A 21,156-nucleotide genomic window follows, 5' to 3' on the forward strand; every position below is an offset into this window, starting at 1 on the left:
ATTGGACGCCCGCCGGGATAAGTGCAGTGCGCAGCTACCCTCCGTCTCGGACGCGAACTCGCGATGAGGCAGGAGGCGCCGTGAACGAGAACCAGAGCCGTGCCGTGGCCGCACTCGACGGTGTGAGCATGCGGCGGTACACCACCGGTCAGGTCATCCTCGACGGCATCGACTGGACCGTGCGCTCCGGCGAGCACTGGGCGCTGCTCGGGCCGAACGGCGCGGGCAAGACCAGCATCCTGCGGCTCGTCGGTGCCACGAACCACCCCACCACCGGCACCGTCGAGGTCCTCGGGCACCGGCTCGGGCGCGTCGACGTCCGTGAACTGCGCGCCCTCATCGGCCACGTTTCCACCTCGCAGCGCGTCCCGCAGGACCTGCCGGGCCACACCGTCGTCCTCACGGGCCACAGCGGCACCGTCCAGCCGCTCTGGAAGTCGTACGACGACGAGGTGCGCGAGCGGGCCCACGCGCTCCTCGCCGAGCTGCAGATCAAGGAGCTCGCCGACCGCCCGTACGGGGTGTGCTCCGGCGGCCAGCGCGCCCGCCTCCTCATCGCGCGTGCCCTCATGGCGGACCCGGCGCTGCTGCTGCTCGACGAGCCGTTCAACGCGCTCGACCTGCCCTCGCGCGAGGACCTCATCGACACGATGCGTCAGCTCGCGGCCGGGCGGCCCGAGTTGGCCACCGTCACCGTCACGCACCACCTCGAAGAGCTGTCCCCCGCCATCAGCCACGCGCTGCTGCTGCGCGAAGGACGCGTCCTCGCGCGTGGTGCGGTGGACGACGTGCTGACCAAGGACCTGATGACGGCCTGCTTCGGTCGTCCCATCGAGGTCAGCAGGCACGGCGGGCGCTGGCTGGCACGCTCCGGCGACCAGGTGTGACCGGACCCACGGGCTCCGTACCGTGTCGGTGTTGGGCCGAACGGGTTACATCGCGTAAGAATTGGGCGGTGCAGACAACGGTGCGAGCCCAAACGGGGTGGGGGAACTGAACAGCCACGACGTCACCGACGAACAGTGGGAAGGGCTCGCCCAGGTCGTGCCGCTGCGCAGCCGCAACGAGTGGCCGTCCGCGGTCGACCACAGGGCGATGCCGGAGGCGGAGACGGAACCGCGTCGCCGCTTCGTGGTGCTGCGCATCAACGTCTTCGGTGACGCGCGCGAGGTCGCGGAGACCGTGATGTCCGGCATCCCGGTGCTGCTCGACCTGACCGGCGCCGAGACCGAAGTGGCCAAGCGGGTCCTGGACTTCAGCAGCGGCGTCGTCATGGGCCTCGGCTGCGGCATGCACCGCGTCGACCGCAACGTCTTCCTCCTGGCGCCTCCCGGTACCGAGGTGCAGGGGCTGGTGCAGGGCGCCGTCTCCTGACGGCTCGTCGACACCCGTGAGGGGCGTGGGGTGGACGGCCGGGCAAGCCCGACAGGCATAGTCGCCCGATCGTAGGAAGCCGCCCAGCGCAAACGGTTCTGCGCCGCGTGACCCGCCTACGTTCATCCCATGACCGTGCTCCGCCGAGGCGCGCCACCGCTCCCCGGTCCGTCCCCGAACCGCCCGCGCGTGACCCGGATCAGGCTCTCCGCCTTCGCCCGGCACCGCGGCACCGCCATCCCCCTCGGCCCCTTCACCGCCCTGTCAGGACCCAGCGGCAGCGGTAAGACCAGCGTGCTGCGCGCCTTCGCGGCGCTCGCCGGACTCGGCGGCGGGGCGAACCTGGCGGACGTGTTCCCCGACCCCCGCGCCTACGTTCCCGAGCGCGCCCGGCCCGACGCGGGCAAGCGCCGCGGCTTCCACATCGGCTGCACCGTCGAGGGCCCCGTCGGGCCGGTGCGCCTCGACCTCGCCGTCCAGGCGGAGCCCGAACTCCGCGTCGTGGGCGAGCGGTTGACCGGGCCCGACATCACGTACCTGGAGACCGCCCTGCGCGATCCGGGCCGGCGCGACGTGCAGGCCGCCTGGCACACCGCGGGGTCCGTGCCCGTCACGCGTGGTCCGCTCCCGGACGACCTGCTCGGTACGGCGATGCTCCCGCTGCGCGTCGCGGGCCGCACCGAGGGGCAGCGCAAGGTGCTCGCCGCGGCGGAACAGGTCGTCGTCGGCCTGCGCTCCACCTTCTCCTGCGACCCCGACCCCGCGCGGATGCGGACGCCGGTCCGCGCCGTCGCCGACCGGCTGCACAGCGGCTGCGACAACCTCGCCGCCGTGCTGCGCCGCACCGGCTCCGAGTGCGGCCACCGGCACGCGCTGCTCGTCGCGGCGGCCCGCGCCGGGCTCGTGGGGCCCGTGGCCGACGTACGGGCGGAGCCCACGGGTGACGGGTACGTACGGGCGGTCGTGGACCGCGGCGACGGGGTGGTGAGTCCGGTGGAGCGGCTCGCGGACGGGGAGTTGAGGTATCTCGCCCTCGCGCTCGTCCTGCTGACCGGGCCGCGGGTGCTGGCCGTCGACGCGGTGGCCGAGGTGCCCGAGGCGTATCAGAGCCTCACCGTGCTCGCGGACGGCTTCGACCGGGGCCTCGACCGCACGCAGTGCGCCGAACTCACCGCGCTCGCCGCCCGGATGTGCGCCCGCGGCCACATCCGGCTCGTCGCGGCGATGGGCGAGGGGTCGGAGGCGGAGCGGGGAGCGCGGTCGGCGGGGGCGGCGATGGTAGACCTGGGGCGGTGAACGAGGAACGTGACGAAGTGAACGGGACCGTGGCCGGCGCCGACTCGGGGCAGGAGGGCGCCGAGCGTCCGCTCGATGTGGCCGGGCTGCAGGCGCGGCTGGCGCGGTTCGCGGTCGCCCGCGACTGGCAGCCCTTCCACACGCCGAAGAACCTGGCGACCGCGCTGAGCGTCGAGGCGGCCGAACTGGTCGAGATCTTCCAGTGGTTGACGCCCGAGCAGTCGGCGCGCGTGATGGAGGACCCGGACTCCGCGCACCGGGTCGAGGACGAGATCGCCGACGTCCTCGCGTATCTGTTGCAGCTGTGCGAGGTGCTGGGCGTCGACGCGTTGGCCGCGCTCTCCGCGAAGATCGACCGCAACGAGCGGCGGTTCCCGGCGAAGCGGCGGGAGGACGGACCGGCGCAGGGGCCGACGGAGGGTGCGGGGGAGGAGTCGGCGGAGAGGGCGGACTGACTCCGCCAACTGCCCGCCGCGGGGCGGGATATCGTCGAATGTCACTCTCCGGAGTCAGGGACTTATCCACATCGTCCCTGGTGTCCACAGATTTCGGGCTTCCCCTAGCTTTTTGGCTCGCGTGCCTTCACTCTGAGTAGTGGACGAAGGAGTTCGGCGGGAGACGGACGGGGACGCGATGGATGCGGTACGACTCATCGGGGTCGGCCGACGGGCCCTGGCGGAGAGCCAGGATCCGCCCGACATCATGAGGGAGGCATGGCAGGCACAGGCACTGGCACAGGCGATCGGGAGTCGCCTTGCGATGCAGGGACCACCGGAGCTGCGGGGCGAGGCCATCGGACTCAGTGAGGCGGGAGCGCGCGGCAGCGGCGGATCCGCGACGCCGGTCGTGGGAGCCGGGGGGATACGGGCGGCGCAGCTGACCGGTCTTGGCGATGTGCACCAGGCGTTGACGGATCTCGGTGCCCTGCTCGGTGACGTGGGCATCGCGCTGGTCGGGGTGGCGAGCGAGTCGTTCGAGGAGGGGGCCTACTGGCAGTGCATGGAGGCGATCGACGCGGCGGACGAGTCGAGGGACAGAATCCTCGACATACTGCAGCGGCTGCCGCAGGAGCGCGGCCGTGCGCTGCCCCTCGCCGACCGGGAGCCCGAGCCGGACGCGGACTCGGACTCGGCGGCGTGACGGCGGGCGTCCGGCTCAGACGTCGTCGTCGGCGGGCCGCGAAGTCCCCGGCGGTTGTTGCAGATCGGCGTCGAGCTGCGACAGATCGGCGTTGAGCGCGGCCATCAGCTCTTCCATCTGCTGCAACAGACCCTTGGGCGCACCCTCCTGCTCCGGCGCGGGCGCGGGAGCGGGCACGAGCGGGTCGGGCTCGGCTGCCTGATCGGGTACGGCTTCCTGGGACATGGCGGCCTCCTCGGCCCCGGCCCTCCCGTGGCGAGGGCGGTTGACGCATCGTGACGCCCGGCAGCGACCGCCGGCGCGGGGGCCGGGCGGTCCGGCTCCGCCCGAGTCAACGATCACGGGGGTCGGCAAGTCACTGCACGCCCCCGCCACCACGCGCCGGGTTGACGCGATTTCACCCGACCGTGGCGGCGGGCCCAGGAGGCGTGCCGCTCGGATCAGTTCAGTTGGCGGGCCACTTCGGAGGCGATCAGCTCCAGGTGGTCCAGGTCGTCGAGGTCGAGAATCTGGAGGTACATGCGTTGCGAACCAACGGCTTGGTATGCGGCGAGGCGTTCCACGACCTCGGCGGGGGAACCGGCCAGACCATTGGCCTTCAGCTCGTCGACGTCGCGGCCGATGGCGTCGGCGCGGCGCCGGACCTCGGCGTCGTCACGGCCGACGCAGGCGATGAGGGCATTGGAGTAGGTGAGCGCGTCCTGGGCGCGGCCGTACTCGCCCGCCGCCGCCTTCACGCGCTTGAACTGCTGCTCGGTGTCGGAGATCGAGGCGAAGGGGATGTTGAACTCGGTGGCGTACTTCGCGGCGAGCGCCGGGGTCTTCTTGGCGCCGTGGCCGCCGATGAGGATCGGGACGCGCGGCTGGGTGGGCTTCGGCAGGGCGGGGGAGTCCTTCAACTGGTAGTACGTGCCGTCGTAGTTGAAGCGCTGCCCGACCGGGGTCTCCCACAGGCCCGTCACGATGGCGAGCTGCTCCTCCAGGCGCCCGAACTTCTCCTTCGGGAACGGGATGCCGTACGCGGTGTGCTCCTCCTCGTACCAGCCGGAGCCGAGGCCCAACTCGACGCGGCCGCCGGACATCTGGTCGACCTGGGCGACCTGGATGGCGAGCACGCCGGGCAGCCGGAAGGTGCCGGCCGTCATCAGGGTGCCGAGCCGGATGCTGCGCGTCTCACGGGCGAGCCCGGCGAGCGTCGTCCAGGCGTCCGTGGGGCCGGGCAGCCCGTCGACGGAACCCATGTGGAGGTAGTGGTCGGACCGGAAAAAGGCTCCATAGTTCAAGTCCTCGGCGGCCTTGGCGACGCGGAGCAGCGTCTCGTAGGTCGCTCCCTGCTGCGGTTCGGTGAACACTCGAAGATCCATGCACCCATCATGCAGGTCAGGGGTGCGCGCTTCGATGACGTGGACACCGTCGAGCGGGCGAAATCCCATGGTGGTGAGGGCGTCCCCGCACCCATACTCGCTCGTGTGTTCCTGACGATCTCGACCACCGGAAATGCCGCGAACCCGGCCACCGACCTGGGCTTTCTGCTGCACAAGCATCCAGAGAAGGCGCAGACCTTCAGCACGGCGCACGGCACGGCGCACGTCCTCTACCCCGAGGCGGGCGACGAGCGGTGCACGGCCGCGCTGCTGCTCGAAGTGGACCCCGTGGCGCTGGCCAGACGGGGCAAGGGCAAGGGGCGGGGCGGCGCGCCCGACGCGGCGCTCGCGCAGTACGTGAACGACCGGCCCTATGCCGCGTCGTCGCTGCTCGCGGTCGCGTTGAGCAACGTGTTCTCGAGCGCGCTGCGCGGCGTGTGCAAGGCCCGCCCCGAGCGCGCCGAGCAGCCGCTGCCGCTGCGCATCGAGGTGCCCGCGCTGCCCGCGCGGGGCGGTCCCGAGCTCGTCAGGAGACTGTTCGAGCCGCTCGGCTGGACGGTGGACGCGACGCCGCTGCCGCTCGACGAGCAGTTCCCGGAGTGGGGCGACTCGCGGTACGTGCGGCTGGTCCTGGAGGGCGAGTTGCGGCTCGCGCACGCGCTGCGGCACCTGTACGTGCTGCTGCCGGTGCTCGACGACGCCAAGCACTACTGGGTCTCGCCCGACGAGGTGGACAAGCTGCTGCGCGCCGGCGAGGGATGGCTGGCCGGGCATCCCGAGCAGAAGCTGATCGCGGGCCGGTATCTGGCGCGGCGCTGGTCGTTGACCCGGCAGGCCATGGAGCGGCTCGAGCTGGTGCGGCTCGCGGACGCCGACGACACGGACGTCGACGAGATCGACAACGCCGTGGACGAGGAGAGCGACACCGAGGAGCGTCCGGTGCCGCTGGCCGTGCGGCGCCGCGAGGCGATCCTCGGGGCGCTCCGCGAGTCCGGGGCGGCGAGAGTGCTCGACCTGGGGTGCGGGCAGGGCCAGTTGGTGGCCGAGCTGCTCAAGGACGTGCGGTTCACGGAGATCGTGGGTGTCGACGTGTCGATACGGGCGCTCACCGTGGCCTCGCGCCGGCTCCGGCTCGACCGGATGGGCGAGCGGCAGGCGGCGCGCGTGCGGCTCCAGCAGGGCTCGCTCGCGTACACCGACAAGCGGCTCAAGGGGTACGACGCGGCGGTGCTCAGCGAGGTGATCGAGCACCTCGACCTGCCGCGGCTGCCCGCCCTCGAGTACGCGGTGTTCGGCTCGGCGCGGCCCCGCACGGTCGTCGTGACCACGCCGAACGTCGAGTACAACGTCCGCTGGGAGTCGCTGCCCGAGGGGCACGCACGGCACGGCGACCACCGGTTCGAGTGGACGCGGGCCGAGTTCCGCGACTGGGCGGAGCAGGTGGCGGCGCGGCACGGATACGCGGTGCGGTATGCGCCGGTGGGGGACGACGACCCGGAGGTCGGGCCGCCCACGCAGATGGCGGTGTTCACGCGGGCCGGGACATCGCACGAGACAGACGCCCGGACGACGGACGCCCGGACGACGGACACCCTGAAGACGGACAGCCTGACGAACGAGAAGGAGGCGAAGGCCGGATGACCGCCGACGACACCACGGGGCGCGTGCTGCCCGTCACCGACCTCTCCCTCGTCGTGCTGATCGGGGCGTCCGGATCGGGCAAGTCCACGTTCGCGCACGCCCACTTCAAGCCGACCGAGGTGGTCTCCAGCGACTTCTGCCGGGGCCTGGTCTCCGACGACGAGAACGACCAGAGCGCCAGCCGCGACGCCTTCGACGTGCTCCACTACATCGCGGGCAAGCGACTCGCGGCGGGAAGACTGACCGTCGTCGACGCGACCAATGTGCAGCAGGAGTCCCGTCGGCAGCTCGTCGAGCTGGCGCGCAAGCACGACGTGCTGCCGATCGCCATCGTGCTCGACGTGCCGGAGGACGTGTGCGCCGCGCGGAACGCCGGACGCACCGACCGCGCCGACATGCCGCGCCGCGTCGTCACCCGCCACACCCGCGAACTGCGGCGCTCGCTGCGGCGCCTGGAGCGCGAAGGGTTCCGCAAGGTGCACGTGCTGCGGGGCGTCGCCGAGGTCGAGGGCGCGAGCATCGTGCGCGAGAAGCGGTTCAACGACCTGACGCACCTCACGGGACCGTTCGACATCATCGGCGACATCCACGGCTGCGCGAGCGAACTCGAGACGCTGCTCGGCACGTTGGGGTACGTGGACGGGGCGCACCCCGAGGGGCGGACCGCCGTCTTCGTCGGTGACCTCGTCGACCGCGGGCCCGACACGCCCGGCGTGCTGCGCCGCGTGATGGGCATGGTGAAGGCCGGCACCGCGCTGTGCGTGCCGGGCAACCACGAGAACAAGCTGGGCCGCTGGCTCAAGGGCCGCAACGTGCAGCACACGCACGGCCTCGCCGAGACGGTCGAGCAGCTGGGGGAGGAGAGCGAGGAGTTCCGCGCCGAGGTACGCACCTTCGTCGAGGGCCTGGTCAGCCACTACGTCCTCGACGGCGGAAAGCTGGTGGTCTGCCACGCGGGGCTGCCCGAGAAGTACCACGGGCGCACGTCCGGGCGGGTCCGCTCGCACGCGCTGTACGGGGACACGACGGGGGAGACCGACGAGTTCGGCCTCCCGGTGCGCTACCCGTGGGCGGAGGACTACAGAGGCACGGCCGCCGTGGTCTACGGCCACACACCGGTGCCGACCGCCACGTGGCTCAACAACACCATCTGCCTCGACACCGGCGCCGTGTTCGGCGGGAAGCTCACCGCGCTGCGCTGGCCGGAGCGCGAGCTGGTCGACGTACCGGCGGAGCGTGTCTGGTACGAGCCGACCAGGCCGCTGAGCAGCGAGGCGCCGGGCGGGCACGAGGGGCGGCCGCTCGACCTCGCCGACGTGCACGGCCGGCGGGTCGTCGAGACCCGGCACAGCGGCCGGGTGACCGTGCGGGAGGAGAACGCGGCGGCGGCCCTCGAGGTCATGAGCCGGTTCGCGGTCGACCCGCGGCTCGTGCCGTACCTGCCGCCGACGATGGCGCCGACCGCGACGTCCTCGCAGGACGGGTACCTGGAGCACCCGGCGGAGGCGTTCGCGCAGTACGCCGCAGACGGCGTGGAGCGGGTCGTGTGCGAGGAGAAGCACATGGGATCGCGGGCCGTGGTGCTGGTGTGCCGGGACGCGGAGGCGGCGAAGGAGCGGTTCGGCGTGGAGGACGGATCGGTCACCGGTTCGGTCTACACGCGGACCGGGCGGCCGTTCTTCGACGACGCCGGGACGACCGAGGCGGTGCTCGGGCGGGTGCGGGACGCCGTGACCGCGGCCGGGCTCTGGGCGGAGCTCGACACGGACTGGGTGCTGCTCGACGCCGAGCTGATGCCCTGGTCGCTCAAGGCGTCGGGGCTGCTGCGGGCGCAGTACGCGGCGGTGGGCGCGGCGTCCGGAGCGGCGTTCCCCGGCGCGATACGGGCGCTGGAGGCGGCGGCCGGGCGGGGCGTCGACGTGGGCGCACTGCTGGAGCGGCAGCGGGGGCGGGCGGCGGACGCCGCGGCGTTCACGGACGCGTACCGGCGGTACTGCTGGAGCACGGACGGGCTCGACGGGGTGCGGCTCGCGCCGTTCCAGGTCCTCGCGGTGCGGGGGCGTTCGCTCGCGGGGCTCGCGCACGACGAGCAGCTCGCGCTGCTCGACCGGCTCGTCGCCCACGACACGACGGGGCTGTTGCAGACGACGCGGCGGCTGTACGTCGACACGGGCGACGCCGATTCGGTGCGGGCCGGGGTCGACTGGTGGCTGGAGATGACCGGGCGGGGCGGCGAGGGCATGGTCGTCAAGCCGATCGGTGCGCTGGTCCGCGACGAGAAGGGCAGACTCGTGCAGCCGGGCGTGAAGTGCCGGGGCCGGGAGTACCTGCGGATCATCTACGGGCCCGAGTACACGCGGCCGGAGAACCTGGCGAAGCTGCGGCAGCGGTTTCTCGGGCACAAGCGGTCGTTGGCGATACGCGAGTACGGGCTCGGACTGGAGGCACTGGACCGGTTGGCCGAGGGGGAGCCGTTGTGGCGGGTGCACGAGGCGGTGTTCGCGGTGCTGGCGCTGGAGTCGGAGCCGGTCGATCCTCGGCTCTGACGTGAGGCCGCGGCCGCCCGGTGGCGCGGCCCCGGGGCCCGATGACGCGGTCCCGGGGTCCGGTGGTGCGGTCCAGGGGCTCTGCCCCGGGCCCCACCGCGGAGACCTCGCGCGCAACCACGATGCGACGGGGTAAGGATGAGCGCATGGGATTTCACGTCGAGTCCGAGGCCGGGCGGTTGCGCCGTGTCGTGTTGCATCGGCCCGATCTGGAGCTGAAGCGGCTCACGCCCAGCAACAAGGACCAGTTGCTCTTCGACGACGTGCTGTGGGTGCGGCGGGCCCGGCAGGAGCACGACGGGTTCGCCGACGTGCTGCGGGACCGGGGCGTGAGTGTGCACCTGTTCGGGGACCTGCTCGTCGAGGCGCTGGACATCGACGCGGCCCGCCGGCTCGTCCTGGACCGTGTCTTCGACGAGAAGGAGTACGGGCCGCTGGCCACCGGGCCGCTGCGGGAGGCGTTCGAGACGATGCCGTCCGCCGCGCTCGCGGAGGCGTTGATCGGCGGGATGACCAAGCGGGAGTTCCTGGACGCGCACCCGGAGCCCACCTCGGTGCGCTTCCACGTGATGGAGCTCGACGACTTTCTGCTCGGGCCGTTGCCGAACCATCTGTTCACCCGCGACACGTCGGCGTGGATCTACGACGGGGTGTCCATCAACGCGATGCGCTGGCCCGCACGGCAGCGCGAGACCGTGCACTTCGAGGCGATCTACCGGCACCACCCGCTGTTCCGTGACTCCGGCGACTTCCATGTCTGGTCCGAGGGGCAGGCGGACTACCCGTCGACCATCGAGGGCGGTGACGTGCTGGTCATCGGGCAGGGCGCGGTGCTCATCGGGATGAGTGAGCGGACCACGCCGCAGGCGGTGGAGATGCTGGCGCACAAGCTGTTCGCGGCGGGTTCGGCGCGCACCATCGTGGCCCTTGACATGCCGAAGCGGCGGGCCTTCATGCACCTGGACACGGTCATGACGATGATCGACGGCGACACGTTCACGCAGTACGCGGGGCTCGGCATGCTCCGCTCGTACACCATCGAACCGGGCACGGCGGGGCGGGAGTTGAAGGTCACCGACCATCCGCCGGAGCACATGCACCGGGCCATCGCCGCCGCGCTCGGGCTCCCCGAGATCCGGGTGCTGACCGCGACGCAGGACGTGCACGCGGCGGAGCGCGAGCAGTGGGACGACGGCTGCAATGTGCTGGCCGTGGAGCCGGGCGTCGTGGTGGCGTACGAGAGGAACGCGACGACGAACACGTTTCTGCGCAAGCAGGGGATCGAGGTGATCGAGATTCCGGGGAGCGAGCTGGGGCGCGGGCGCGGCGGGCCGCGCTGCATGAGCTGCCCGGTCGAGCGCGACGCCGTCAGCCCCGGATAGCCGGCTCGTCGACTCCGGTCAGCCGGAGGCGAGTTCGGCGCGCTGGGCCACCAGCCCCCGGATCAGCGCGTCGAGGCCCGCCTCGAACGCCTCGTCCGCCCGGCGCGCCTTCCCGCTGGAGCCGGAGAGGGCATCCGCCAGGACCGGGACCTCGCCCGCGTGCTCCGCCGCGTCGATCATCAGCGGTGGCGCCGCGAGGTCCAGGGCCGAGCCGAGCAGAAAGGACTCGACGCTGGTCAGTACCGCCACGAGCCGTTCGCGCGGCCAGCCGCCCCGTGCCAGGGCGTCGACCACCGTCTCGTACATGGTCAGGGTGGCGGCCGAGCTGATGGTCGTCGTGGCCAGCAGCGCGATGGTGTTCGGGTGCCGGGCGAACGCGTCACGGTACGAACGGGCCCACGCCGCGAGGGCGTCGGGCCACGGCAGCGTGCCGAACGCCGACGTGTCCATCTCCGCGACGACCAGGCGGCGCACGCCCTCCACGACCGCCGCCTTGCCGTCGAGATGGTTGTAGAGCGAGGACGGCCGCACCCCCAGGCGCGCCGCGAGCCGGGGGAGGCTGAATCCGTCGGCGCCGTCCGCGTCGATCAGCGCGAGCGCCTCCCGCGCGATGCGGTCCGCGCTCAAGAGCGCCGTGCGCGGTCTGCCCATGGTCCGTCCCCGTCCCCGTCGTCCGATGCCGCCCTCTTCCCAGCGGGCCCCCGCCCAGCGTACGGTCCTGCCGACCCGGCAAACGAAAGGCATTCGTTTTGACCTCGTCCACCGAGACCGCACAGGCCGAACCGGCCCCCGCCACCACGCTGGAGAAGGGCGCCATCGGCGCCGGCGACCTGGTGTTCTTCGTCGTGGCCGCCGCCGCGCCGCTGACCGTCATGGCCGGCGTCGCCCCGCTGGCCATCGGCATGGCGGGGCAGGGCGCGCCGCTCGGCTACCTCGTCTCCGGCCTGCTCCTCATCGTCTTCGCCGCCGGCTTCACCGCGATGAGCCGCTACGTCCGCAACGCCGGGGCCTTCTACGCGTACATCGGCAGGGGCCTCGGCCGCCCGGCCGGAGTGGGCTCGGCGTACGTCGCGCTGCTCGCGTACAACGCGATCGAGGTCGGACTCCTCGCCGCCTTCGGCGTGTTCACCGAATCCGGCTTCCAGGATCTGACCGGCGTCCGCATCCCCTGGTGGGCCTGGGCGCTCGCCGGGCTCGTCGCCATCGGCGTGCTCGGGTACCTCAAAGTCACCCTCAGCGCCAAGGTGTTGGGCGTCGCGCTCGTCCTCGAGGTGCTGATCCTCCTCGTCTTCGAGGCGGGCGTGTTCGCGCACGGCGGCGGCCCGCACGGCCCGGAGTTCGGCGCGCTCTCGCCCACCCACCTCATGAACGGCGGCGTGGGCGGCATGTTCGTCCTCGCCATCGGCGCCTTCGTCGGCTTCGAGGCCACCGCGATCTACGCCGAGGAGGCCCGCGAGCCGGAGCGCTCGGTGCCGCGCGCCACCTACGTCGCCGTCGCCTTCCTCGCGCTCTTCTACACGTTCACCGTCTGGATGATCATCAACGCGTACGGGGCGGACGACGCGCGGCGGGTGGCGAACGGGGACGGCGGCGCCGACATGGTGTTCACCGCGACCGAGCGGTTCGTCGGCGCCTGGGCCGCCGACGCCATGCACCTCCTCATCATCACCAGCGCCTTCGCCGCCACCCTCGCCTTCCACAACGGCGCCACCCGCTACTTCTACGCCCTCGGCCGCGAGCGCCTGCTGCCGCGCCGCCTCGGCCGGGTCACCGCCCGCACGCAGTCGCCGGCCGTCGCGGTCGTCGTGCAGTCGGCGCTCGCCCTGCTCACCGTCGTCGTGACGCTGATCGCGGGCGTGGACCCGTACAGCGTCACGTTCCTGTGGACCAACGGCACCGGCATCCTCGGCGTGATGCTCATGCAGGCCTGCGCCGCGCTCGCCGTGTACGGGTTCTTCCGCCGCGACCGGCGCGGGCTGCCCGCCTGGCGGGTGGTCGTCGCGCCCCTGCTCGCCTTCGCGGGACTCGCCGTCCTGATCGGCCTGGCCTGCGCCAACCTCGACCTGCTCACCGGCGCGACACCGGGCGTCAACGCGGTGCTGCTCGCCCCGCTCCCGGTCCTCTTCGTGCTCGGGGTGGCCGTCGCGCTGCGGGTGCGGCGCCGCGACCCGGCCGCGTACGCCCGGCTGACCACCGTCGACGCCGAGCGCGTCTGAACACCCGTACAACAGGAGAGAGACATGCTGGTACTGCGCGGCACCGTCCGCACCGGGAACGAGGCCTACGGCGACGTCACCGCCCTCGCCGTGCGCGACGGCCGGATCGTCGCCGTCGGAGCGGAGGCGGAGGCGCTCGCCGCCACCGCCGACGAGGTGCTCGACCTCGGCGCGGAAGGACTGCTCATGCCCTCCTTCGGTGACGGCCACGCCCACCCGCTCTTCGGCGGCCTCGAGCACTTCGGGCCGCAGATCAAGGAGTTGGGGTCGGTCGACGAGATCGTCGCCGAGGTAGGGCGCTGGGCCGCCGCGCACCCCGTCGCCGAGCACCCCGAAGAGGAGTGGATCGTCGGCGCGAGCTACGACCCCGCGCTCGTCCCGGACGGCGAGTTCGACGCCCGCTGGCTCGACGCCGCCGTGCCCGACCGGCCCGTCGTGCTGCGCGCGTACGACTACCACACGGTCTGGTGCAACACCGAGGCCCTGCGCCGCGCCGGAGTCGACAAGGCGACCCCCGAGCCCCGCCTCGGTTGGATCGTCCGCCGCCCCGACGGCACCCCGATGGGCACCCTCCGCGAGTGGCACGCCTGCGACCTGGTGCTCGACCGGGTGCCAGGCCGCCCCGTGACCGAGCTGGTCGACGCGATCCGCGTGGCCGGGGAGGCGTACGCGCGGGCGGGCCTGACGTGGGTTCAGGACGCCTGGGTGGAACCGGAGATGGTCGACGCGTATCTGCGCGCCGCCCGCGACGGAGCCCTGCGCTTCCGCGTGAACCTCGCCCAGCGCGCCGACCCCGACCGCTGGCGCGAGCAGCGGCCCGCGTTCGCGGAGCAGCGCCGCCGTGTCGAGGCCGAGGGCGGCGAACTCCTCGCCGCCCGCACCGTGAAGTTCTTCAGCGACGGCGTCATCGAGGGCGGCACCGCCGCGCTCCTCGAACCGTACGACGACGCCCCGCACAGCTGCGGCATGCCCGTCTGGGAACCGGCGGCGCTCGCCGAAGCGGTCCGCGCCTTCGACGCCGACGGCTTCCAGATCCACATCCACGCCATCGGCGACGCCGGTGTGCGGGCCGCCCTCGACGCGATCGAATCGGCGGCCCGGGCGAACGGCGAGTGGGACCGCCGCCCCGTGATCACCCACGTCCAGCTCGTCGACCCCGCGGACCTGCCGCGCTTCGCCGAGCTCGGCGTCGTCGCCAACTTCGAGCCGCTGTGGGCGCAGCCCGATCCGCTCCAGACCGTGCTGTCGGTGCCGCGCATCGGCGAGAAGCGGGCGGCGCTCCAGTACCCGATGGGCGATCTCGCGCACGGCGGGGCGCGGCTCTCGTTCGGCAGCGACTGGCCGGTCAGCTCGTACGAGCCGCTGGAGGGGATCCAGGTCGCGGTGACCCGGCGGACGTTCGACGGCGCCCCCGGAGCGGACGGCTGGCTGCCCCGGCAGCGGATGACGGTCGAGCAGGCGCTCGGCGCGTACACGGCGGGCTCGGCGCACCAGGCGTTCGCCGACGAGCGGGCGGCGGGGCTCGTGCCGGGGGCTCCGGCTGACCTGGTGTGGCTGTCGGCGGACCCGCGCACGACGGACCCCATGCGGCTGCGGGAGATCAGGGTGCTGGGCACATGGCTCGCGGGAGAACCCACGTTCGACAGGGATCATGAATAGAAATGTGGAACATCGTATAGACTTCCACTGTCCCGACCTCGTCCCCGAGCCCTGCGCAGGAGCACCCCCATGAACCTCACCGGCCGCCACTTCCTCAAGGAGCTGGACTTCACCGCCGAGGAGTTCCGAGGCCTGGTCGACCTGGCCGCCGAGCTGAAGGCGGCCAAGAAGGCGGGGACCGAGACCCAGCACCTCAAGGGCAGGAACGTCGCGCTGATCTTCGAGAAGGCCTCCACGCGCACCCGCTGCTCCTTCGAGGTGGCCGCCGCCGACCAGGGCGCGTCGACGACGTACATCGACCCGGCCGGCTCGCACATCGGCAAGAAGGAGTCGAGCAAGGACACCGCCCGCGTTCTCGGCCGGATGTTCGACGCCATCGAGTTCCGGGGCGACGACCAGGCCATCGTGGAGACCCTCGCCGAGTACGCGGGCGTGCCGGTCTACAACGGTCTGACCGACGACTGGCACCCCACCCAGATGCTCGCCGACGTGCTCACGATGACCGAGCACAGCACGAAGCCGCTCACGGACATCGCCTTCGCCTACCTCGGCGACGCCCGGTTCAACATGGGCAACTCGTACCTCGTCACCGGCGCCCTGCTCGGCATGGACGTCCGGATCGTCGCGCCGAAGTCCTACTGGCCGGCCGAGGAGGTCGTCGCGAAGGCCCGCGAGCTGGCCGCGGCCAGCGGCGCCCGCATCACCCTGACCGAGACCGTCGAGGAGGGCGTCGCGGGCGCCGACTTCGTCGTCACCGACGTCTGGGTCTCCATGGGCGAGCCCGAGGAGGTCTGGGACGAGCGCATCAAGGCCCTCACGCCGTACGCGGTCACGATGGACGTGCTGCGCGCGACGGGGAACGCGGACGTGAAGTTCCTGCACTGCCTCCCCGCCTTCCACGACCTCGGCACCAAGGTCGGCCGCGAGATCCACGCCAAGTACGGCCTGGAGTCCCTCGAGGTCACCGACGAGGTCTTCGAGTCGGAGCACTCCGTCGTCTTCGACGAGGCGGAGAACCGCATGCACACGATCAAGGCCGTCATGGTCGCCACGCTCGGCCGATAGCAACAAACCGCACAATCCCCGAATAACCGTTCAAACTGGTGGGGCCGGAACACCCTCTCCGGCCCCACCGGCACGCGGCCCACCCCCGCCGCACCACCAGCAGAAAAGAGCACCACCCCATGTCGCCGAGCCCGTCCGGCCTGCGCATCAAGTCGCCCGAGTCCCTCATCGCCGAATCGGGCGCCGACCTCGAAGGTCATGGCCTCAAGCGCACCATGGGGCTCTTCCAGCTCGTGTGCTTCGGCGTCGGCGCGATCGTCGGCACCGGCATCTTCGTCGGTCTCTCCGACACGGTCGCCGAAGCGGGCCCCGCCGTCATCCTCTCCTTCGTCCTCGCGGCGATCACCTGCATCTTCACGGCGTTCTCCTTCGCCGAGCTGGGCAGCGCGATCCCGGTCTCCGGTTCCTCGTACTCCTTCGCCTACGCGACCCTCGGCGAGCGCGTCGCGTTCCTCGTCGGCTGGTGCCTGCTGCTGGAGTACGGCGTCTCGGTGTCGGCCGTGGCCGTCGGCTGGAGCCAGTACCTGAACGAACTGCTCGACAGCATCTTCGGGTGGCAGCTGCCCGACGCGCTCTCCGCGGGGCCCGCCGACGGCGGCGTCGTCAACCTGCCCGCCGTGCTCGTCATGCTGATGGCCGCCACGCTCCTGGTGCGCGGCATCCGGGAGAGTGCGCGGGCCACCGCAGCGATGGCCGTGCTCAAGATCGGCATCCTGGTCCTGTTCTGCGCGATCGCCTACTCGGCGTTCAAGGCCGGGAACCTCACCCCGTTCCTCAGGGACGGCATGGGCGGCGTGACGTCCGGCGCCTCTCTCGCCTTCTTCTCGTACATCGGCTTCGACGCGGTCACCACGGCGGGCGAAGAGGTCAAGAACCCGCGACGGAACATCCCCCTCGCGATCCTGATCTGCATCGGCATCGTCACGCTGCTCTACGTCGCCGTGGCCGTCGCCGCGATCGGGGCGCTCGGCGCGGACGCCGTCGGGGACAAGCCGGCCGCGCTCTCGCTCGTCGTCGACCAGGTCACGGGCTCGGACATCGGCGGCGGCGTCATCGCCTTCGGCGCGGTCGTGGCCATCGCCTCCGTCGTCCTCGCGGTGATGTACGGGCAGACCCGCATCCTCATGTCGATGTCCCGCGACGGACTGATCCCGCGGGTGTTCGAGCGGGTCTCCCCGAAGACGCACACACCGGTCACCAACACGTGGATCGTCGCGATCGTCTTCGCGATCCCCGCCGCGTTCTCCTCGCTCGACGCCGTCGTCAACCTCACGACCATCGGCACCCTCGCCACCATGGTCGTCGTCAACATCGCGGTGCTCGCGCTGCGCCGCTCGCACCCTGGCCTGAAGCGCTCGTTCCGGGTGCCGCTGTACCCGGTCAGCCCGCTCCTCGGCGTCGGCTTCTGCCTCTATCTGATCTGGGGCACGGGCTGGACGACGTGGGTCCAGTTCGCCGTGTTCCTCGTCGTCGGCGCGCTCGTGTACGCGCTGTACGGCCGCCGCAACTCGCGGCTCGGCGGCGACGGCGGCGGGGCTACGCCTCGGACGCCGGACGCTGCGCCGGCACCGTAGAGGGCAGCGTGAACCACACCGCCTTGCCGGAATCGGTGGGGCGGTGCCCGCACGACGAGCTGAGCGTGCGGATGAGGAGCAGGCCGCGGCCGTGCTCCTGCCAGGGATCGGGCGCCCCCGGGTCCTCCGGATTGGTGAGATCGGCCGGCGGCGCCGGATCCGTGTCGTGCACCTCGACCTGACAGCCGGACTCCAGCAGCTCCACGACCAGCTCGATGGGCGCGTCCCCCGCCGTGTGCTCCACCGCGTTCGCCACCAGCTCCGCCGTCAGCAGCTCCGCCGTGTCCGCGTCCGCAGCGGGCGAGTCGATCTCGGACAGCGCCGTCCGCACGAGGGCACGCGCGACCGGCACGGCCGCGGCGGTGTGCGGCAGCGCTATACGCCACGACGTCGGCGTGGGGGGACCGGAGAAGGGAGTCACGGGGGAATCCTGGGGGCGGTCGGAGCGGATGCGGCTCTAAGGGGCGGGCTCGGGAGGAACGGGACCGTGGGGGACTGTCCTGCGTTCAACCTTATGAATGGTACGGCGTGGGGCGAAAGAGGCTCCGGTCGGTGGGCTTCGGGACGTCCGGCCCTTATGCGAGGGCCCTTGCCCGTCCCGGCTTATCGCGCACTCGTGACGGCAGTCACGATGCGGTGATACGGTCGACGGGTCTCGCCCCTCCTCGGCACGTCCGCCACCCGCCGGAGGCACCGCATGAGTCCCTTCACCGGTTCCACCCCCCGCACCGACACCTGGGAACACCTGTCGTACGCCGTGGACGAGAGCGGCGTCGCGACCGTCACGCTCGCCCGCCCCGAGAAACTCAACGCGCTCACCTTCGGCGCCTACGCCGACCTGCGCGACCTCCTCGCGGAACTGTCCCGCACCAGGTCGGTCCGCGCCCTCGTCCTCACGGGAGAGGGCCGCGGCTTCTGCTCCGGTGGCGACGTCGACGAGATCATCGGCGCCACGCTCTCCATGGACACCGCGCAGATCCTCGACTTCAACCGGATGACAGGACAGGTCGTACGGGCCGTGCGCGAGGCCCCCTTCCCGGTGATCGCCGCCGTGCACGGAGTCGCGGCGGGGGCGGGCGCCGTCCTCGCGCTCGCCGCCGACTTCCGCGTCGCCGACCCCAGCGCCCGCTTCGCGTTCCTGTTCACGAAGGTCGGCCTGTCCGGCGGCGACATGGGCGCGGCCTATCTGCTGCCCCGCGTCGTCGGCCTCGGCCACGCCACCCGGCTCCTCATGCTCGGCGAGGCCGTCCGCGCGCCCGAGGCCGAGCGCATCGGACTGATCAGTGAGCTGACCGACGACGGCGGGGCCGACGCCGCCGCGCGCGCCCTCGCCCAGCGCCTCGCCGAGGGCCCCGCCCTCGCCTACGCACAGACGAAGGCGCTGCTCACGGCCGAACTCGACATGCCGCTCGCCGGGGCCATCGAGATGGACGCGGCGACGCAGGCGCTGCTGATGCACGGCGAGGACTACGCCGAGTTCCACGCGGCGTTCACCGCCAAGCGACCGCCGAAGTGGCAGGGGAGGTGACCGGGGGATGACCGTACGCGCCCGGCGCATCGCCGTCGTCGGAGGCGGCCCCGGCGGCCTCTACGCCGCCGCCCTCCTCAAGCGCCTCGACCCGGACCGGGAGATCACGGTCTGGGAGCGGAACGCCCCGGACGACACGTTCGGCTTCGGTGTCGTCCTGTCCGACGAGACCCTCGGCGGCATCGAGCACGCCGACCCCGTCGTCTACCGGGCCCTCCAGGACGAGTTCGTCCGCTGGGACGACATCGACATCGTGCACCGGGGGCAGCGGCACACCTCGACGGGCCACGGGTTCGCGGCGCTCGGCCGCCGCAGGCTCCTGGAGATCCTGCACGACCGCTGCCGCGAGCTCGGCGTGGACCTGCGCTTCCGGCAGGAGGCGCCGGACGTCGACGAGCTGCGCGCGACGTACGACCTGGTGATCGCGGCCGACGGCGTGCACAGCAGGACCCGCGAGACGTACGCGGACGCGTTCGGCCCGCACATCGAGGAGCACCGCAACCGGTACATCTGGCTCGCCGCCGACTTCGCCTTCGACGCCTTCCGCTTCGACACCGCCGAGACGGAACACGGCGTGATGCAGCTGCACGGCTACCCGTTCAGCTCCGACGGCTCCACGGTCATCGTCGAGATGCGCGACGAGGTGTGGCGGACGGCCGGCTTCGCCGACATGGACGTACGGGAGTCGATCGAGGCCTGCGCGAAGATCTTCAAGGACGCGCTCGGCGGCCGGGCCCTCAGGTCCAACAACTCCTCCTGGCTCACCTTCCGCACGGTCGTCAACGACCACTGGTCGCACGGCAATTGCGTACTGATCGGCGACGCCGCGCACACCGCGCACTTCTCCATCGGCTCCGGCACCAAGCTCGCCGTCGAGGACGCGCTGGCGCTCGCCGCGTGCCTCACCGAACAGCCCACGACCGAGGCGGCGCTCATCGCGTACGAGGAGGAGCGCAGGCCCGTCGTCGCGTCGACGCAGCGGGCGGCGCGGGCCAGCCTCCAGTGGTTCGAGGAGCTCGGCCGCTATCTGGACCAGCCCCCACTCCAATTCGCCTTCAACCTGCTCACACGCTCGCGCCGCGTGACGCACGACAACCTGCGGCTGCGGGACGCGCGGTTCACGGAGTCGGTGGAGCGGGAGTTCGGCTGTCCCGAGGGCACGCCGCCGATGTTCACGCCGTTCCGGCTGGGCCCGCTCGAGCTGCGCAACCGGGTCGTCGTCTCGCCGATGGACATGTACTCGGCGGAGGACGGGGTTCCGGGGGACTTCCACCTCGTCCACCTGGGGGCGAGGGCGCTCGGCGGGGCCGGACTGGTCATGACGGAAATGGTGTGCGTGAGCCCCGAGGGGCGGATCACGCCGGGGTGTGCGGGTCTCTACACGTCGGAGCAGGCCGACGCGTGGCGCCGGATCACGGAGTTCGTGCACACGCGGGCGCCCGGTACGGCGATCGGGGTGCAGCTCGGGCACTCCGGGCGGAAGGGTTCCACGCGGTTGATGTGGGAGGGCATGGACGAGCCACTCCCCGTGGCCGAGGACAACTGGCCGCTCGTCGCGGCGTCCGCGCTCCGCTATCGGGCGGACAGTCAGCTGCCGCGCGAGCTGACGGTGTCCGAACTGGCCGACGTGCGCGGGCAGTTCGTCGCGTCGGCGAGGCGGGCGGCGGAAGCGGGCTTCGACCTCCTCGAACTCCACTGCGCGCACGGGTACTTGCTGTCCGGGTTCCTGTCGCCGCTGACGAATCGGCGGACGGACGAGTACGGCGGTTCGCTGGAGGGGCGGCTGCGGTTCCCGCTGGAGGTCTTCGATGCCGTACGAGAGGTGTGGCCGGACGACCGGCCGATGACGGTGCGGATCTCGGCCACGGACTGGGCGGAGGGCGGCACCAGCGAGGAGGAGGCGGTGGCGATAGCGCGGGCGTTCGCGGAGCGGGGGGCCGACGCGATCGACGTGTCCACGGGGCAGGTGGTGTCGGACGAGCGGCCCGCCTTCGGCCGCTCCTACCAGGTGCCGTACGCGGACCGGATCCGGGCGGAGGTCGGGGTGCCGGTGGTGGCGGTCGGGGCGATCTCGTCGTGGGACGACGTCAACTCCCTGGTCCTGGCGGGCCGTACGGACCTGTGCGCCCTGGCCCGCCCGCACCTGTACGACCCGCACTGGACGCTGCACGCGGCGGCGGAACAGGGATATGCGGGCCCGGGGGTCTCCTGGCCCGCCCCCTACCGCGCGGGCAGCCGCCGCCCCCAGACGGGCCGCCTGGACGCCCCCAAACCGAGGCTGGTCCTCCCGGGGTGACGCTGCGGGGCGCCGGGGGGGCGAGGGTCGGGCCCCGCCCTGCCCCGCGGCACGCTCCGCCGGGCGCCCGTTCCT

The 21,156-nt window shown here is 72.2% G+C and carries 18 protein-coding genes; 14 read left to right on the forward strand and 4 right to left on the reverse strand.

The window, feature by feature from the left end; genetic code table 11:
• Nucleotides 1-128 precede the first annotated feature (128 nt).
• The 5 genes from ACTWJ8_RS28715 (at nt 129) to ACTWJ8_RS28735 (ending at nt 3,810) form a co-directional block, all read left to right on the forward strand.
• On the forward strand, nt 129-887 hold the full coding sequence (locus ACTWJ8_RS28715) for an ABC transporter ATP-binding protein (protein ID WP_356379666.1): 759 nt from the start codon (nt 129-131) through the stop codon (nt 885-887).
• 106 nt (nt 888-993) lie between these two features.
• Entirely contained in the window at nt 994-1,374 is a 381-nt protein-coding gene (locus tag ACTWJ8_RS28720; protein ID WP_356379669.1) for a cell division protein SepF, read from the forward strand.
• A gap of 129 nt (nt 1,375-1,503) precedes the next feature.
• Nucleotides 1,504-2,670 carry an ATP-binding protein gene (locus ACTWJ8_RS28725; protein WP_443260627.1) on the forward strand — a complete coding sequence of 389 codons (1,167 nt, stop codon included), beginning with the start codon at nt 1,504-1,506 and terminating at the stop codon, nt 2,668-2,670.
• Between the two features lie 29 nt (nt 2,671-2,699).
• Entirely contained in the window at nt 2,700-3,125 is a 426-nt protein-coding gene (locus ACTWJ8_RS28730) for a nucleotide pyrophosphohydrolase (RefSeq protein ID WP_356379672.1), read from the forward strand.
• 178 nt (nt 3,126-3,303) lie between these two features.
• The gene (locus tag ACTWJ8_RS28735) at nt 3,304-3,810 is read left to right on the forward strand and encodes a DUF6099 family protein (RefSeq protein ID WP_356379675.1); all 507 of its coding nucleotides are present in this window, start codon (nt 3,304-3,306) and stop codon (nt 3,808-3,810) included.
• 15 nt (nt 3,811-3,825) lie between these two features.
• Here the strand turns inward: ACTWJ8_RS28735 and ACTWJ8_RS28740 are convergent, their stop codons facing one another.
• Both ACTWJ8_RS28740 and ACTWJ8_RS28745 read right to left on the reverse strand, forming a co-directional pair.
• Complete coding sequence (locus tag ACTWJ8_RS28740; protein ID WP_443260628.1) at nt 3,826-4,035, reverse strand: hypothetical protein; 210 nt, start codon at nt 4,033-4,035, stop codon at nt 3,826-3,828.
• Between the two features lie 215 nt (nt 4,036-4,250).
• Complete coding sequence (locus tag ACTWJ8_RS28745; RefSeq protein ID WP_356378406.1) at nt 4,251-5,174, reverse strand: LLM class F420-dependent oxidoreductase; 924 nt, start codon at nt 5,172-5,174, stop codon at nt 4,251-4,253.
• 105 nt (nt 5,175-5,279) lie between these two features.
• Here ACTWJ8_RS28745 and ACTWJ8_RS28750 point away from each other — a divergent pair, with 105 nt between their 5' ends.
• The 3 genes from ACTWJ8_RS28750 (at nt 5,280) to ACTWJ8_RS28760 (ending at nt 10,743) form a co-directional block, all read left to right on the forward strand.
• The gene (locus tag ACTWJ8_RS28750; RefSeq protein ID WP_443260629.1) at nt 5,280-6,815 is read left to right on the forward strand and encodes a 3' terminal RNA ribose 2'-O-methyltransferase Hen1; all 1,536 of its coding nucleotides are present in this window, start codon (nt 5,280-5,282) and stop codon (nt 6,813-6,815) included.
• A complete protein-coding gene (locus ACTWJ8_RS28755) occupies nt 6,812-9,361 on the forward strand; it encodes a polynucleotide kinase-phosphatase (protein WP_443260630.1) in 2,550 nt (849 codons plus the stop codon). Before ACTWJ8_RS28750 ends, ACTWJ8_RS28755 begins: the two co-directional genes overlap by 4 nt.
• Before the next feature lie 146 nt (nt 9,362-9,507).
• Nucleotides 9,508-10,743: an arginine deiminase gene (locus ACTWJ8_RS28760; RefSeq protein ID WP_356378415.1), complete on the forward strand. Its 1,236-nt coding sequence runs from the start codon at nt 9,508-9,510 to the stop codon at nt 10,741-10,743.
• Between the two features lie 18 nt (nt 10,744-10,761).
• Here the strand turns inward: ACTWJ8_RS28760 and ACTWJ8_RS28765 are convergent, their stop codons facing one another.
• Nucleotides 10,762-11,394 carry a TetR/AcrR family transcriptional regulator gene (locus tag ACTWJ8_RS28765; RefSeq protein WP_443260631.1) on the reverse strand — a complete coding sequence of 211 codons (633 nt, stop codon included), beginning with the start codon at nt 11,392-11,394 and terminating at the stop codon, nt 10,762-10,764.
• A 98-nt stretch (nt 11,395-11,492) separates the two neighbouring features.
• Between ACTWJ8_RS28765 and ACTWJ8_RS28770 the strand changes: the two genes are divergently transcribed.
• From ACTWJ8_RS28770 to ACTWJ8_RS28785, 4 genes are all read left to right on the forward strand, one after another.
• The gene (locus ACTWJ8_RS28770; protein WP_443260632.1) at nt 11,493-12,959 is read left to right on the forward strand and encodes an APC family permease; all 1,467 of its coding nucleotides are present in this window, start codon (nt 11,493-11,495) and stop codon (nt 12,957-12,959) included.
• Between the two features lie 24 nt (nt 12,960-12,983).
• Nucleotides 12,984-14,618, forward strand: a complete 1,635-nt coding sequence (locus tag ACTWJ8_RS28775; protein ID WP_443260633.1) for an amidohydrolase — start codon at nt 12,984-12,986, stop codon at nt 14,616-14,618.
• A 69-nt stretch (nt 14,619-14,687) separates the two neighbouring features.
• Complete coding sequence (gene argF / locus ACTWJ8_RS28780; RefSeq protein WP_443260634.1) at nt 14,688-15,683, forward strand: ornithine carbamoyltransferase; 996 nt, start codon at nt 14,688-14,690, stop codon at nt 15,681-15,683.
• A 119-nt stretch (nt 15,684-15,802) separates the two neighbouring features.
• Complete coding sequence (locus ACTWJ8_RS28785; RefSeq protein ID WP_443260635.1) at nt 15,803-17,257, forward strand: amino acid permease; 1,455 nt, start codon at nt 15,803-15,805, stop codon at nt 17,255-17,257.
• Here the strand turns inward: ACTWJ8_RS28785 and ACTWJ8_RS28790 are convergent.
• The gene (locus tag ACTWJ8_RS28790) at nt 17,220-17,678 is read right to left on the reverse strand and encodes an ATP-binding protein (RefSeq protein ID WP_356378433.1); all 459 of its coding nucleotides are present in this window, start codon (nt 17,676-17,678) and stop codon (nt 17,220-17,222) included. The two genes, ACTWJ8_RS28785 and ACTWJ8_RS28790, sit on opposite strands and share 38 nt — an antisense overlap.
• A gap of 276 nt (nt 17,679-17,954) precedes the next feature.
• Between ACTWJ8_RS28790 and ACTWJ8_RS28795 the strand changes: the two genes are divergently transcribed.
• On the forward strand, nt 17,955-18,785 hold the full coding sequence (locus ACTWJ8_RS28795; protein WP_356378436.1) for an enoyl-CoA hydratase family protein: 831 nt from the start codon (nt 17,955-17,957) through the stop codon (nt 18,783-18,785).
• Nucleotides 18,786-18,792: 7 nt separating this feature from the next.
• Nucleotides 18,793-21,081, forward strand: coding sequence for a bifunctional salicylyl-CoA 5-hydroxylase/oxidoreductase (locus tag ACTWJ8_RS28800; RefSeq protein ID WP_443260636.1), 2,289 nt, complete (start codon nt 18,793-18,795; stop codon nt 21,079-21,081).
• Nucleotides 21,082-21,156: the final 75 nt, after the last annotated feature.

This window comes from Streptomyces sp. SDT5-1, from assembly GCF_052245995.1.
In the GTDB taxonomy this organism is placed as follows: domain Bacteria; phylum Actinomycetota; class Actinomycetes; order Streptomycetales; family Streptomycetaceae; genus Streptomyces.